The following is a 14791-nucleotide window of genomic DNA, read 5'->3' on the forward strand; positions in this document are numbered from 1 at the left end:
CCGGTGCCGCAGCACCCGCAAGAAGCCTCTGGACCGCTTCCAAGCCACCCAATAGCATGACTTGCCGAGCTGGAAAGGTGCCGAGGTCATGAAAAAAGACAAGGAAAGCAAGAAGGACAACGCCGCCAGCGCGGCGGTTAAGGTCGATCCGGTGCCGGTCGCCGGCCCCGTCGAGATCAGGATCGGCAAGGAAGAGCGCAGCTTCGACATCAACGACCCCGTCCTGCCCGACTGGATCGACAAGAAGGCGCTGACGTCGGGCCACTATCCCTATGACGACAAGCTGCCGCAGAAGGAATACGAAAAGACGATCGAACAGCTGCAGATCGAACTGGTCAAGCTGCAGGCCTGGTTGCAGGCCGTCGGCAAGCGCGTGCTCGTCCTGTTCGAGGGCCGTGACGCCGCCGGCAAGGGCGGCACCATCGCTGCGGTGCGCCAATACCTCAACCCGCGTACGGCGCGCGACGTTGCTCTGACCAAGCCGACCGAGACCGAACGCGGCCAATGGTATTTCCAGCGCTACGTCGAGCATTTCCCGACCTCGGGCGAGTTCGTCACCTTCGACCGCTCCTGGTACAACCGCGCCGGAGTCGAGCCGGTCATGGGCTTCTGCACGCCCGAGCAGCACCGCCAGTTCCTCGACGAAACGCCGAACTTCGAGAAGATGATCGTCAACGAGGGCATCCATTTCTTCAAGTTCTGGCTCGACATCAGCCAGGAGATGCAACTCAAGCGTTTTCACGACCGTCGCCACAGCCTGCTCAAGAGCTGGAAGTTCTCGCCGATGGACATTGCCGGCATCAGCAAATGGGACGACTACACCAGGGCGCTGAACCTGATGGTCGAAAAAACCCACACCCAGCACGCGCCATGGATCGTCGTCCAGGCCAACGACAAGCGGCGCGGCCGCATCGCGGTCATCCGCCATATCCTGCGGGCATTGCCTTATGAAGGCCGCGATCTCGACGTTGTCGGCAGGCCCGACGGCAAGATCATCGCCGAAGGCATGAAGTTCCTGAAGGACTAGCGGTTTGAAGGCAAATGAGTGAGCTCGCGCGGCGGCGCCGATGCGGTGTATTCGCCCAATGGGGCGACCACCGGCATCGCTCCAACAGCAAGCACCACCTGCCCATGGCAGCATCGCCCAACACGCCGTCGCAAACGCGCACAGCCTTCAGAAGCTGCGGCGGTCTTTTGGTTTCAGCGCAAGCCGGCAGCGCCATACCAGCCTCATAGGCGTGGTGCCGTCTGCTTCGTCGAACGCCTGAGCTTCGGTGGCGCGCAATACAGCGCGGACGCAGAAAAAGCGGGGCGGATGGTCGCGTGACTGGAGTCAACCGCAACCATCACGCACCCACGGCCTGCGAGCCGTAAATTTGGATACTACGACAGTAATCGAACCAAGCCACGCCAGCTGTTTCAGACAGCCCGCACGCGCAGGTGCGTCCCCCCCAAGGCGACTGGTCCAGTTGCATTGCAACACCCCCATGCTGCAACTCCCCGCAGGCGATTATGCATATTGGCCCATTTGAGGCCATGCCCCGAACGGGTGAGACGCCGACTAATTAACTTAGATTGTCTTTTTCACCTCGGGGCTTGTGACCCTTGTGGTGCATTGTTCCACAATCGCTTTGCCTGCGCGCGACGACGACGCTAAAGCTTCTGCCAGTGATCATCGCGACGCGTGTCCAGACCGGACACGCGGCAACCGAAGGCCCGGAGCAGACATGAACCCCGCACCGCTGATGCTTGCGATCGTCATGTCGCTTGCAACACTGCCCGGCCCGGCCCGGTCGGCCGAACCGCAGGTGCCGGTGCTGTGGGACAGCAAGGAGCGGCTGCCGAAGCCTGATCTGTCGACGCTGCCGCGCCTGCGCTTCCTGACCACCACAGATTTCCCGCCCTTCAACTTCATCGACAAGGCGGGCCGCCTGTCGGGCTTCCATGTCGACCTCGCCCGCGCCATCTGCGCGGAACTCGGCATTGCCGAGAAATGCCAGATCCAGGCCCTGCCCTGGAACGAGCTCGGCAGCGCGCTGAACGCAGGCGAAGGCGAAGCCCTCATCGCCGGCGTGCCGGCAACGGCCGAGACGCGCGAAAAATACGCCTTCTCGCGGCCCTATCTGCAATTCCCGGCGCGCTTCATCATGAAGAAGGCGCAGGCCGTCACCGAGCCGCTGGTCGACAAGCTGCGCGACAAGCGTGTCGGCGTGATCGCCGGCTCGGCGCATGAGCGTGTGCTCAGGGACTATTTCGGCAATCTGAAGGTCGTCACCTATGCCAAGCCGGACTGGCTCAACGCAGACCTCAAAGACGGCAAGCTCGACGCCGTCTTCGGCGACGGCATGCGCCTGTCGTTCTGGCTGAGCGGCACCGACGCCGTCGGCTGCTGCCGCTTTGCCGGCGGGCCCTACCTGGCGCCCGAATATCTCGGCACCGGGCTTGCGATCGCGACAACGCCAGGCAATGCCGCACTTGCCGCAGCCTTCGACTACGCGCTGCACGAAATCTCGGCCAAGGGCACCTTCGCCGAGCTCTATCTCCGCTACTTCCCGGTCAGCTTCTTCTGACCAAGGCTCGACCGGCTCAGGTCAGGGAGCGGTGGCGGGCCTTGGTGGCGCGCTCGATTGCAGCGACAGTCAGCGCGTCGACGCTCAGGTGATGGCGCAGGCGCTGCAGGATGCGCACCTCCTCCATCCGCATTTCGAGATCGACTGAAGCCACCTCGAAGGCCGCCGCATAGGCCGTGTCGTGTAGCCGCTCCGGAATTGCCCGGCGGGCGAGTTCGAGCACGCCTTCCAGCCCCGGCTCCTCGTGCAGCAGCTCCTGGCAGTCCTGTGCCACGCCGATCAGCCGCTTCTGGTCGAAGTCCATGAAGACGGGCCAGGACTTGACCACCTCGCCGATCCGCGCCAGCTCGACATCGGTCATGTCGCGGTCGGAAGCTGAGGTGATGACCATCAGATAGATCAGCGCCTCGTGGGCAGTCGGCAAGGGCATGGAGGTCTCCAAAGTGTTGAATCTCGCCCGAACTTAGGAACGCAACCCCGTCACTGCAACGAAAAATGGCCGGAATCGTTGACGCCCGCGGCATGCGCGCATAGAGCATGGCCGTCTTCGGCGGAAACTCCGCCCAACAATCAAAGGGCTCTCGACATGACGAGATCAAACACCATCGATCTCAACCCCGAACTCCTCGCGGCAGCGGCTGAAAGCAAAGCCTGGCCGTTCGAAGAGGCCAAAAAGATCGTCGAGCGCTACAAAGGCAAAGAATTTCCCGAGATCGTCCTGTTCGAGACCGGCTACGGCCCATCCGGCCTGCCGCATATCGGCACCTTCGGTGAAGTGGCGCGCACCACCATGGTACGCCACGCCTTCCATGTGCTGACCGAAGGCAAGGTCAAGACGAAGCTGCTGTGCTTCTCCGACGACATGGACGGCATGCGCAAGATCCCCGACAACGTGCCGGACCGCGCCTTCCTCGAACCGCACCTGCACAAGCCGCTCACGGCGGTGCCCAATCCTTTCGGCGGCGACTACGCCAGCTTCGGCGACCACAACAACGCCATGCTCTGCCGCTTCCTCGACACCTTCGGCTTCGAGTACGAGTTCGCCAGTGCGACCGAGTATTACAAGGCCGGCAAGTTCGACGCGATGCTGCTGCGCGCCGCCGAGCGCTACGACCAGATCATGGCGGTGATGCTGCCGACGCTGGGCGAAGAGCGCCAGGCGACATACAGCCCGTTCCTGCCGATTTCGCCCAAGAGCGGCCGCGTGCTCTACGTGCCGATGAAGCATGTCGACGCCAAGGCCGGCACCATCACCTTCGACGACGAAGGCACCGAAACCACGCTTGAGGTCACCGGCGGCAAGGTCAAGCTGCAGTGGAAGCCGGACTTCGGCATGCGCTGGGCAGCGCTCGGCGTCGACTTCGAAATGTTCGGCAAGGATCACCAGACCAATGCCGTCATCTACGACCGCATCTGCAACCTATTGGGCGGGCACGCGCCGGAGCACTTCGTCTACGAACTGTTCCTCGACGAGAACGGCCAGAAGATCTCGAAGTCGAAGGGCAACGGCCTCACCATCGACGAGTGGCTGACCTACGCGCCGACCGAAAGCCTTGGGCTCTACATGTACCAGCGCCCGCGCCAGGCCAAGAAACTCTATTTCGACGTCATCCCGCGCGCCGTCGACGAGTACTACACCTTCCTCTCCGCGTATCCGCGACAGGAATGGAAGGAACGGCTGGGCAATCCTGTCTGGCACATGCATGACGGCAACCCGCCCGTTGTCGACATGCCGGTGCCGTTCTCGATGCTGCTCAACCTGGTCAGCGCCTCCAACGCGCATGACAAGGCAGTTCTGTGGGGCTTCATCTCGCGCCATGCGCCCGGCGTGACGCCCGAGACGCATCCCGAGCTCGACAAGCTGACCGGCTATGCCGTCCGCTACTTCGACGATTTCGTGAAGCCGACCAAGACCTTCCGGCCGGCCGACGAGGTCGAGCGGGCGGCACTGGAAGCGCTGGAAAAGGCGCTTGCCGACCTGCCCGCGGGTGCTGACGGCGAAGCCATCCAGAATGCCTCGCTTAACGTCGCGCGCCAGATCGAGCGCTACCAGGACCACAGCAAGAAGAGTCCGGAGGGTGGCCCCGGCGTGTCCGGCGCCTTCTTCCAGATGATCTACCAGGTGCTGATCGGCCAGGAACGCGGTCCCCGCTTCGGCTCGTTCGCAGCCCTTTACGGCATCGCCGAAACCCGGGCGCTGATCACCAAGGCGCTGGAAGGCAAGTTGGCGGCCTGACGTGCCACCAGCCGGCGCGGCCGCTGCGTTCAGCCTGGTGCCAGCCCGCGAGGCTGATTTCGAACGCTTGTTCGAGATTAGATTGCATGCAATGCGGCCGAGCCTGGAGCGCATCGGCCGCTTCGATCCAGAGCGGGCGCGTGCCCGCTTTCGCGCGTCGTTCCGCCCCGAGCATACGCGCCTGATCCTGGACCCGGCCGGACAGCTGATAGGCTGCGTCGCCTTTGGCCCACAAGATGGCGCGTTGTTGCTCGAGCACTTCTATCTCGTGCCGCAAGCGCAGGGGCGTGGTGTCGGCGGCGCCATATTGCGACAGCTGTTGGGCGAGGCCAATGAGAGTGCCAAGCCAATCCGCCTCGACGTGTTGCGCGGCAGCGACGCCCGGCGCTTTTACGAGCGCCACGGCTTCGTCGAAACCCATCGCGACGAATTCGACCTCTATCTGGAGCGGTTGCCCGAAAGCGCCTGAATTATTGCGCCGGCTCTTCGACGGCCGGCTCGGATGGTGGCGGCTCGACCGCGGGCAGGCTCGTCCCCACGGGCGTGAGCGTCATCTCGATGCGCGTCGGTACCGGCCCGTAGATGCCCTTCTTCTCGGCCTCGGCCTTCTTGCCCGCCTCGACATAGGGACCACCGGCCTCGGCTTTGGCCCAGCCATTGGCGACCAGCCATTCGCCGACGTCCTGCTTGCCAATGCGGCAGCGGGCAACGATCACGCCGCGCTCGGACTGAGGCGGCACATCGCAGACCACGGCGCGGGAGCGCAGAAAGCTGCGAAACGCCGTGCGCGCCCGCGTTCCGCAGTTCCACTCCTTACCCTCATAGCTGCAGTTTTCGCCGACATCGACGGGGGTCACCCCCGCAATCGCCACACTGAAACCTTTGGCCTCGATCAGGCCTGAAGCCGACGCTACCGGCTGGAACAGTGTTGTGCCGTCCCAATCGTCGGGCATCTTGGGCTTGGGCGGCAACGCCAGGCTGAGTTCGCTCAATGGCGGGCGCGGTGCTTCGCGCACAAGATCGCCCTGCTCGAGCGGCGGCGGGGCGATGTCTTCAGGCGCCACCGGTCTCGACGCAGCCTCGGCATCGAGCGCCTCCGGCTCGACCGCCGACGTGCTACCCTCTTCCGGCGGCGGCATGTCAGGCAGGTCGCTTTCGTCGATCACGTCGATCTCGGGCGCCTCGATCGCCGCGAGCCTGTGCCCGCCCATGGTGACGAGCAAAGCCGCGATGCCGAACCCCGCGGCGGCGACTGCTATGGCTGCCGGACGCACCTTACTGGCTCGCCCACACGATGCGCGCCACCCATTCGACCTCATGGGCCTGAAAACGCCTGATCGGATGCTCGGGATTGAGCGAGACCAGTTCGATGATGCCTTGCGTCTGGCGCTCCAGCACCTTGGCCATGACCTCGCCCGAGATCGTCTTGACCACCACGCGGTCGCCTTTGCGCACCACGGCCCCAGGCTCGACGATCAGGACGTCGCCATTGCGGTAGAGCGGCAACATCGAGTCGCCCTGGACCTCGAGCGCGTAGGAGCTTTCGGTGGCGCGCGCCGGAATCTCGATGAGGTCCCAGCCCTGCCCTGCCGGAAAACCGGCATCGTCGAAAAAGCCGCCGGCGCCGGCCTGCGCGAAGCCGAGCAGCGGCACGCCGGCCGCCCGTTCCCGTCCCTTGGCCCTGCTGACCGTTCGCACCGGTTCGACAAAACCCAGGAACTCCTCGAGCGAGGAATTGGTGGCCTCGATGATCTTGGCCAGCGACTCCGTCGACGGCCAGCGCGGCCGCCCATCGACGGACTGGCGCTTGGATTTGTTGAACGCCGTCGAGTCGAGCCCGGCCTTCTTGGCGAGGCCCGACGCCGAAAGCGAATAACGCTCGGCGAGAGCGTCGATCGCGGCCCAGACACGTTCATGCGAGAGCATGGCGCTCTCCTTCGGACAGGAAAAAATACCTTTCGGCATTTAACCACGCCTGTCGCCGTTGTCCACCGCCAATGCGGACAGCCAGAGTGACCGCGTCGCAGGTCTGCACGCTGCCGCTGATGAAAGGGATCAGCCTGCCAGCGCGGCCATCGCCGCGGGCAGGCCCTTCCTCAAGTCGTCGGCATTCATCACGGGGATCATGTCGACGTTGGCGTTGAAGCCGAAGAAGAAGCGTTCCGCGACCAGCGGCATGTCGGACGAATGGGCCACATCGAGGAAGATGAACGCCGTGCGGCGCCCGGCCTCGGCAGTGAAATAGGCTGCCTCCGGCGTGAGGTCGGCCATGACGCGTTCAATGGCCTGGGGCAGCGAGCCGTCCTTGATCGCCCTGTTGCCGTCTTCGGTGGGGATTGAGACCTTCAGCATCATGCGCATGGCGAACACTCCTCCCAATGCACAATCGTTCAGGTCTCGCTATTTTAGCACTCTCCACCCGCCGCCAGAAGCGGCATCAGTCCTTCGACTTCGCCAGCGTGCGCAGGCCCTTGTGCGAGGCGATGAAGATGCTCTCCTCCTCGCTGGCGTCACGCGGGGTGATGTCGGCGCCGAGCTCGCGCACCAGATCGTCGATCAGCACGAAGCGGCGGTTGGCCCGGTCGTAGACACCGGCGCTGGTCATGATCAGCGCCGCTGTCTCGCCGTTTTCGAGCACGAAGCGGTGCTTGCCGATCACCTCGGAGCCGCTCCAGGTCTCGATTGAGGAGACGACGTCGAAGCGCTTCCACAACCTGATTTCGCGCACGAACACCGTCTGCAGGCCACCCAGCATCGGTGCCCAGCCACGCTTGCGGGCGAGCTCGATCAGGCCCGAGCGCATGAAGATGTCGATGCGACCGACATCGGCCAGCATCATGTAGCGCGCATTGTTGAGATGCATGTTGAAGTCGATGTCGGTCGGCAGGCAGCGGAACGACAGCCGGCCCTCATCGCCAAAACGGTAAGGGCCGCGACGAGATTTCGTCGCGGCCATGCGTGCCAGTCTTGCCCAGACGTACATGCTGCGTCAGGCCGCCTTCTTTTCCTCTGCCTTCGCGTAAGGATCGAAGCGCTGGTAGAAGGTCTCGCCCTTCTCGGCCATGTCGACCAGCAGCTTGGGCGCCTTGAACTCGGCGCCGTACTTCTTCTGCAGGTCCTTGGCGATCTTGACGAACTTCTTGGCACCGATGCCGTCGATGTAGGACAGCGCACCGCCGGTGTAGGGCGCGAAGCCGAAGGCGAGGATCGAGCCGACATCCGCCTCGCGCGGGTCGGTGACGATGCCCTCCTCCATCACGCGCACGGCTTCGAGCGCGATGACCGACAGCAGGCGCTGCTTGATCTCCTCGACATCGACCTTCTCCGGAGCAAGCTGCGGATAGAGGTCCTTGAGGCCGGGCCACAGCTTCTTCTTCGCCGGTTTTGCCGGGTAATCGTAGAAGCCCTTGGTGTTCTTGCGGCCGAGGCGACCATGGCTGTCGACCATGGTGTTGATCAGCGCCATCTGGCGTGGATCGACGGCCTTCTCGCCGAGGTCCCGGATGGTCTGTTTCATGATCTTCTGGGCGAGGTCGACGGCGGTCTCGTCGGTCAGCGCCAGCGGGCCGACCGGCATGCCGGCAGCCTTGGCGGCGTTCTCGATCATCGCTGCCGGCACGCCTTCGATCAGCATCTTGAAGGCTTCCGACATGTAGCGCAGCACGCAGCGGTTGACGTAGAAGCCACGCGTGTCGTTGACGACGATCGGCGTCTTCTTGATGGCGCGGACGAAGTCCATCGCCACCGCAAGCGCCTTGTCGCCGGTCTTCTTGCCCATGATGATCTCGACCAGCATCATCTTGTCGACCGGCGAGAAGAAGTGGATGCCGATGAAGTTCTTCGGCCTAACCGAGTTCTTGCCAAGCGAGGTGATCGGTATGGTCGAGGTGTTGGAGGCAAACACCGCCGACGACTTGAGCACGGCTTCCGCCTTCTCGGTCGTCGCCTTCTTGACTTCCGAATCCTCGAAGACCGCCTCGACCACAAGGTCGCAGCCGGCGAGGTCGGCATAGTCGGCGCTCGGCGTGATCAGCGACAGGAGCTTCTCGCGCTCCTCCGGCTTGGCCCGCCCCTTCTTGACCTGGTCGGAGATCAGGCTGTCGGAGTGCGCCTTGCCCTTGTCGGCCGCTTCCTGGTCGCGGTCGACGAGCACCACCGGGATGCCGGCCTTGGCGGTGACAAAGGCGATGCCCGCCCCCATGAAGCCGGCGCCGATGATGCCGATCTTTTTGAACTTGGTATCGGCGATGCCTTCGGGACGGCGAGCGCCCTTGTTCAGCTCCTGCAGCGACACGAACAGCGAGCGGATCATCGCTGCCGCTTCCCTGGTCTGCATGATCTCGGTGAAGTAGCGCTGCTCTATCCGCAGGCCGGTGTCGAACGGCACCAAAAGGCCTTCATAGACGCATTTCAGGATCGCTGTCGCAGCCGGATAGTTGCCATAGGTCTCGCGGCGCAGGATGGCGATTGCCGGCGGCCAGAGATTGGCGCCTGCGGCAGAATAGACGGGACCGCCGGGCAGCTTGAAGCCCTTCTCGTCCCAGGGTTGGACCGGCTTCAGGCCATTCCTGATCATCGCCTTGGCGGTCTCGATCAGCTTCTTCGGCTCGGCGATCTCGTGGATCAGATTCATGCCCTTCGCCTTCTGCGGCGACAGCGTCTGGCCCGAGGTCAGCATCTGCAGCGCCGACTGCGGGTCGGCAAGCCTCGGCACGCGCTGGGTGCCGCCGGCGCCCGGGAAGATACCGACCTTCACTTCCGGCAGGGCCATCTTGACCTTGTCCGAGTCAGCCGCGACGCGGCCGTGGCAAGCCAGGGACAATTCAAATGCGCCGCCCATGCAGGTGCCGTTGATCGCCGACACCCACGGCTTGCCGCAGGTTTCGAGCTTGCGCCACAACGCGCCCATGCGGCCGGCATTGTCGAACAGGAGCCTGGCTGCCTTTTCCGGATCCTTGGACTTCTCCTTGGCATAGATGCCGAGCATCTTCTGCAGCATGGTGAGGTCGGCACCGCCGGAGAAGGTCTCCTTGCCCGAGGTGATGACGGCGCCCTTGATGCCGGCGTCGGCGACGACCTGGTCGATGATCTTGTCGAGCTCGCCCATCACCTCTTCGGTGAAGACGTTCATCGAGCGGTCGGGCATGTTCCAGGTGACGAGCGCGATGCCATCGGCATCGGTTTCGACCGTGAAGTTGGTATAGGTCATGTCTGTCTCCTTCCGGCCGAAATCAAACGCGTTCGATGATCGTTGCGGTGCCCATGCCGGCGCCGATGCACAACGTCACCAGCGCGGTGTTGAGGTCCCGGCGCTCCAGTTCGTCGAGTACAGTGCCGAAGATCATCGCCCCGGTGGCCCCCAACGGGTGTCCCATGGCGATCGCGCCGCCATTGACGTTGATCCTGTCGTGCGGGATCTCGAAGGCCTGCATGTAGCGCAGCACCACCGAGGCGAAGGCCTCGTTGAGCTCGAACAAGTCGATGTCGGAGATCTTCATCTTGGCGCGCTTGAGCAGCTTCTCGGTGACGTCGACCGGACCGGTCAGCATCATCGCCGGCTCGGAGCCGATGTTGGAGAAGGCGCGAATGCGGGCGCGCGGCTTGAGGCCCATCGTCTTGCCGGCCTTCTTAGAGCCGAGCAGGACGGCCGCCGCACCGTCGACGATGCCGGACGAATTGCCGGCATGGTGGACGTGGTTGACCTCTTCGAGCTCGGGATAACGCTGCACGGCGACCGCGTCGAAGCCGCCCATCTCGCCGGGGATGACGAAGGAAGGCTGCAGCTGGCCGAGCGACTGCATGTCGGTGGTCGGGCGCATGTGCTCGTCATGGGCGAGGATGGTGAGGCCGTTCTGGTCTTTCACCGGAACCACCGACTTCTTGAAGTAGCCCTTCTCCCAGGCCTTGGCGGCGCGCTTCTGGCTCTCGACGGCATAGGCGTCGACGTCGTCGCGCGAGAAACCATATTTGGTGGCGATCAGATCGGCCGATACGCCTTGCGGCATGAACCAGGCCGGCATGCCGACCGAGGGATCCATGAACCAGGCGCCGCCCGACATGCCCATGCCGACGCGCGACATCGATTCCACGCCGCCGGCGATCACGATCTCGTCGGCACCCTGCGCGATCTTCGCAGCGCCGAAGTTGATGGCGTCGAGGCCGGAGGCGCAGAAGCGCGAGATCTGCATGCCCGGCGCCTTGTTGTCGTAGCCGGCCTCGAAGGCGGCCGAGCGCGGGATCACCGAACCGGCTTCGCCGACGGGATCGACGCAGCCGAAGATGATGTCGTCGACTTCTGCCGTGTCGAAGCCGTTGCGGTCGCGCAGCGCTTCCAGCACCTTGGCGCCGAGGCGCACCGCCGGAACCTCATGCAGCGATCCATCCTTCTTGCCCTTGCCGCGCGGCGTGCGCACGGCGTCATAGACAAAAGCGTCAGCCATTTTCTTGCTCCTTGGTTTCCGGATCGGCTGCTCAGAGCGAGCGCGCGATCAGCAACTTCATGATCTCGTTCGTACCACCATAGATGCGCTGCACGCGGGCGTCGCGATACATGCGGGCGATCGGGTATTCGTTCATATAACCATAGCCGCCAAACAATTGCAGGCACTCATCGACGATCTTGCACTGCAGGTCGGACAGCCAATACTTGGCCATCGAAGCAGTTACCGGATCGAGCCCGCCGGAAATGTGACGGGCGACGCAGTCGTTGTAGAAAACCCTGCCGATGGTCGCCTCGGTCTTGAGTTCGGCCAGCTTGAACTGGGTGTTCTGGAAATCCAGGATCGCCTTGCCGAAGGCCTTGCGGTCCTTGACGTAGTCGATGGTCACGGCCAGCGCGCGCTCGATCATGGCAATCGCGCCGGTGCCGATTTCCAGCCGCTCCTGCGGCAGCTGTTGCATCAGTTGAACGAAACCCTGCCCCTCTTCCTGCCCGAGCAGGTTGGATGTCGGCACGCGCACGTCGTTGAAGAACAGCTCCGAAGTGTCATTGGCCTTGAGCCCGATCTTGTCGAGGTTGCGGCCGCGCTCGAAACCGTCGACCTCGTCGGTCTCGACGACGATCAGCGAGGTTCCCTTGGCGCCCTTGGACGGGTCGGTCTTGGTCACCACGATGACCAGGTTCGCCAGCTGGCCGTTGGTGATGAAGGTTTTGGAGCCGTTGATCCGGTACTGGTTGCCGTCCTTTTCGGCGCGCGTCTTCACACCCTGCAGATCGGAGCCGGCACCCGGTTCGGTCATGGCGATGGCGCCGATCAACTCGCCGGTCGCCATCTTGGGCAGCCACTTCTTCTTCTGCTCTTCGGAGCCATAGTGAAGGATATAGGGGGCGACGATGGCATTGTGCAGGGCGATGCCGAAACCGTCGACGCCGACATGGCCGATCGCCTCGATGATCGCGCTCTCATGGGCGAAGGTGCCGCCCGAACCGCCATATTCCTCGGGAATCGAGGCGCAGAGCAGGCCAGCAGCACCGGCCTTTTCCCAGGCGGCACGGTCGACGATCTCGTTCTTCTCGTAGCCGTCATAATGCGGAAGGATCTCTTCCGACATGAAGCGGTGTGCCATGTCGTAGAGCATCGCCACGTCGTCCGCGGCCCAGGCGGGCTTCGGGAGCCCCAGAACATCTGCAGGAATTGTCGCCACGATCTCCTCCGCGTTTCGACGCCGCAATTGCGAGGCGGCCGCGAACGGCCGCCAGGTCTTCGATCAGAACGCCTCCGCGGCGAGCGCCATCATCGTCGCCGAACCGGTCGACAGGCGCGCGAGATGCGCCGAGGTCTCGGGCATGACGCGCTCCATGAAGTAGCGCCCCGTCACCAGCTTGGTTTCGTAGAAATCAGCCGAACCATTGGCGCCTGTTGCCAGCTTGTCCTGCGCCGACTTGACCATCCGACCCCACATGTAGCCAAGCGCGACGAGGCCGAAGAGATGCATATAGTCGGTCGAGGCGGCACCGGCATTGTCCGGATTGGCCATGCCGTTCTGCACCAGCCACATGGTCGCTGCCTGCAGGTCGTTAAGGCCCTTCTTCAGCGCCTTGGTGTAGGGCGCCATCTGCTCGTCACCGCGATTGGCCTCGCAGAACTCGCCGACTTCCTTGAAGAAGGCCTGCACGGCGCGGCCGCCATTGAGGCCGAGCTTGCGGCCGACGAGGTCGAGCGCCTGCACGCCGTTGGCGCCCTCATAGATCATGGCGATGCGGGCATCGCGCACGAACTGGCTCATGCCATGCTCCTCGATGTAGCCGTGGCCGCCGAAAACCTGCTGCGCCATCACGGCATGCTCGAAGCCCTTGTCGGTCAGCACACCCTTCACGATCGGGGTCATCAGACCCATGTGGTCGTCGGCAGCCTGGCGCTCGGCGCCGTCCTCGGAACGGTGGGCGACGTCGGAATTGATGGCGGTCCACAGCACCAGTGCCCGGCCGGCCTCGTTGAAGGCCTTCATGGTCATCAGCTTGCGGCGGATGTCGGGGTGGACGATGATCGGATCGGCCTTCTTGTCAGGCGCCTTCGGCCCGGTCAGCGAGCGGCCCTGGATGCGGTCCTTGGCATAGGCGACGGCGTTCTGATAGGCAATTTCGGAAACCGCCAGGCCCTGCAGGCCGACGCCGAGGCGCGCCTCGTTCATCATCGTGAACATCGCCTTCAGGCCGCCATTGGCCTCGCCGATCAGGAAACCCTCGGCCTCGTCATAATTCATGACGCAGGTCGAGTTGCCGTGGATGCCCATCTTCTCCTCGATCGAGCCGCAAGAAACGGTGTTGCGCGCGGCGGGGTTACCCGAAGCGTCGAGCTTGAATTTCGGCACGATGAACAGCGAGATGCCCTTCACGCCTTCCGGCGCGCCCTCGATACGGGCCAGCACCAGATGGATGATGTTCTCGGACATGTCGTGCTCGCCGGCCGAGATGAAGATCTTCTGGCCGGAGATCCGATATGAGCCGTCGCCATTCGGCACGGCCTTGGAGCGGAGGAGGCCGAGATCAGTGCCGCAATGCGGCTCGGTCAGGTTCATGGTGCCGGTCCAGGTGCCCTCGACCATCTTCGGCAGCCAGGTCGCCTTCTGCTCGTCCGAACCATGGACGAGGATCGCGGCCATCGCGCCTTGCGTCAGGCCGGGATACATCATCAGCGCCATGTTGGCGGCCGACATGTATTCGCCGACAGCTGAATGAACAGTGTAGGGAAGGCCCTGCCCGCCGTGCTCGACTGGTACGGCCAGCCCCATCCAGCCGCCTTCGCGATACTGGTCAAAGGCTTCCTTGAAGCCCTTGGGCGTCGTCACCGAGCCATCGTCGTTGCGGACGCAGCCCTCCATGTCGCCAACGCGGTTGAGCGGATGCATGACGTTTTCGGCGAGCTTGGCGCCCTCTGCGAGGATCGCCTCCAGCACGTCCGGGCTGGCGTCGGAGAAGCCGGCGAGGTTGCTGTAGCGCTCGTAGCCGAGCACGTCATTGAGCACGAAAAGTGTGTCTTGGACCGGCGCGCGAAATGTCGGCATTGCTCTTCCTCCAGCAAATGTGAGCCGGTTCCGGCCAGACGGTATGCGACGGGGAACCGCTTGTCGAACCGCGATTAGCAAAAATTGACGTTTGCGTAAACGTCAATTTTTGCGAATCCGCAATTCGGCGAAATTTTCCTTGCGTTTTGAGCTTTTTAGGAGGTCGTCAGCACTGAGCAGGCGCTGGCCGGGCGGAAAGGCGCAGGCGCCTGCTGCTTGGCTGCTTCCGCCCTTGCCAATGTCGCCGTGACAACGCCGGTGCCGGACTTGCCGATATGAGGATGCGATAGCCAGTCAGCCGTCGAGTGCCGGCGACCACCGAGCGGAAGCACAGAGCTTGGCCTCCCCTTCAGTCCTTCCTGAAGATGATCCTGCCGAGCCAACCGGTGAGCATGGCCAGCCCGATGGCAAAGAGGCCGTAGCCGAAGCCGTGGTCGGTGGCGAAGCGAAAGATGGTCTGCTCGAAGCCCGACTTGACGAT

At 63.6% G+C, this 14791-nt stretch carries 14 protein-coding genes; 4 read left to right on the forward strand and 10 right to left on the reverse strand.

The window, feature by feature from the left end; genetic code table 11:
• Positions 1-88 precede the first annotated feature (88 nt).
• Together ppk2 and HNQ95_RS30630 are read left to right on the forward strand one after the other, a co-directional pair.
• Positions 89-1027: a polyphosphate kinase 2 gene (gene ppk2 / locus HNQ95_RS30625; protein WP_083948698.1), complete on the forward strand. Its 939-nt coding sequence runs from the start codon at positions 89-91 to the stop codon at positions 1025-1027.
• A gap of 700 nt (positions 1028-1727) precedes the next feature.
• Positions 1728-2570, forward strand: a complete 843-nt coding sequence (locus tag HNQ95_RS30630; protein ID WP_154387161.1) for an ABC transporter substrate-binding protein — start codon at positions 1728-1730, stop codon at positions 2568-2570.
• Between the two features lie 16 nt (positions 2571-2586).
• On the opposite strand, the gene HNQ95_RS30635 is transcribed toward HNQ95_RS30630, so the two are convergent.
• Positions 2587-3000, reverse strand: a complete 414-nt coding sequence (locus HNQ95_RS30635; RefSeq protein ID WP_067965428.1) for a tellurite resistance TerB family protein — start codon at positions 2998-3000, stop codon at positions 2587-2589.
• Between the two features lie 156 nt (positions 3001-3156).
• On the opposite strand from HNQ95_RS30635, the gene HNQ95_RS30640 reads away from it, so the two are divergent.
• Together HNQ95_RS30640 and HNQ95_RS30645 are read left to right on the forward strand one after the other, a co-directional pair.
• A complete protein-coding gene (locus HNQ95_RS30640) occupies positions 3157-4806 on the forward strand; it encodes a lysine--tRNA ligase (RefSeq protein WP_067965430.1) in 1650 nt (549 codons plus the stop codon).
• 91 nt (positions 4807-4897) lie between these two features.
• The gene (locus HNQ95_RS30645) at positions 4898-5275 is read left to right on the forward strand and encodes a GNAT family N-acetyltransferase (RefSeq protein ID WP_083948802.1); all 378 of its coding nucleotides are present in this window, start codon (positions 4898-4900) and stop codon (positions 5273-5275) included.
• Between the two features lies 1 nt (position 5276).
• Here the strand turns inward: HNQ95_RS30645 and HNQ95_RS30650 are convergent, their stop codons facing one another.
• The 9 genes from HNQ95_RS30650 to HNQ95_RS30690 all read right to left on the reverse strand — a co-directional run.
• Positions 5277-6080, reverse strand: a complete 804-nt coding sequence (locus HNQ95_RS30650; protein WP_067965434.1) for a thermonuclease family protein — start codon at positions 6078-6080, stop codon at positions 5277-5279.
• 1 nt (position 6081) lies between these two features.
• Positions 6082-6732, reverse strand: coding sequence for a S24 family peptidase (locus tag HNQ95_RS30655; protein WP_067967097.1), 651 nt, complete (start codon positions 6730-6732; stop codon positions 6082-6084).
• Positions 6733-6861: 129 nt separating this feature from the next.
• Positions 6862-7167: a hypothetical protein gene (locus HNQ95_RS30660; RefSeq protein WP_154387163.1), complete on the reverse strand. Its 306-nt coding sequence runs from the start codon at positions 7165-7167 to the stop codon at positions 6862-6864.
• Between the two features lie 76 nt (positions 7168-7243).
• Positions 7244-7789: a thioesterase family protein gene (locus HNQ95_RS30665; RefSeq protein ID WP_067965439.1), complete on the reverse strand. Its 546-nt coding sequence runs from the start codon at positions 7787-7789 to the stop codon at positions 7244-7246.
• 6 nt (positions 7790-7795) lie between these two features.
• Positions 7796-10015, reverse strand: a complete 2220-nt coding sequence (locus HNQ95_RS30670) for a 3-hydroxyacyl-CoA dehydrogenase NAD-binding domain-containing protein (protein ID WP_067965441.1) — start codon at positions 10013-10015, stop codon at positions 7796-7798.
• Between the two features lie 22 nt (positions 10016-10037).
• A complete protein-coding gene (locus HNQ95_RS30675; protein ID WP_067965446.1) occupies positions 10038-11246 on the reverse strand; it encodes an acetyl-CoA C-acetyltransferase in 1209 nt (402 codons plus the stop codon).
• Positions 11247-11277: 31 nt separating this feature from the next.
• Positions 11278-12450: an acyl-CoA dehydrogenase family protein gene (locus HNQ95_RS30680; RefSeq protein WP_157097166.1), complete on the reverse strand. Its 1173-nt coding sequence runs from the start codon at positions 12448-12450 to the stop codon at positions 11278-11280.
• A 63-nt stretch (positions 12451-12513) separates the two neighbouring features.
• A complete protein-coding gene (locus HNQ95_RS30685) occupies positions 12514-14310 on the reverse strand; it encodes an acyl-CoA dehydrogenase (protein ID WP_067965447.1) in 1797 nt (598 codons plus the stop codon).
• 349 nt (positions 14311-14659) lie between these two features.
• Positions 14660-14791 (reverse strand): TIGR02186 family protein (locus tag HNQ95_RS30690; RefSeq protein WP_182576001.1); only part of this gene is annotated, 132 nt, incomplete at its 5' end.

Source organism: Aminobacter ciceronei, from assembly GCF_014138625.1.
Classification (GTDB): Bacteria; Pseudomonadota; Alphaproteobacteria; order Rhizobiales; family Rhizobiaceae; genus Aminobacter; species Aminobacter ciceronei.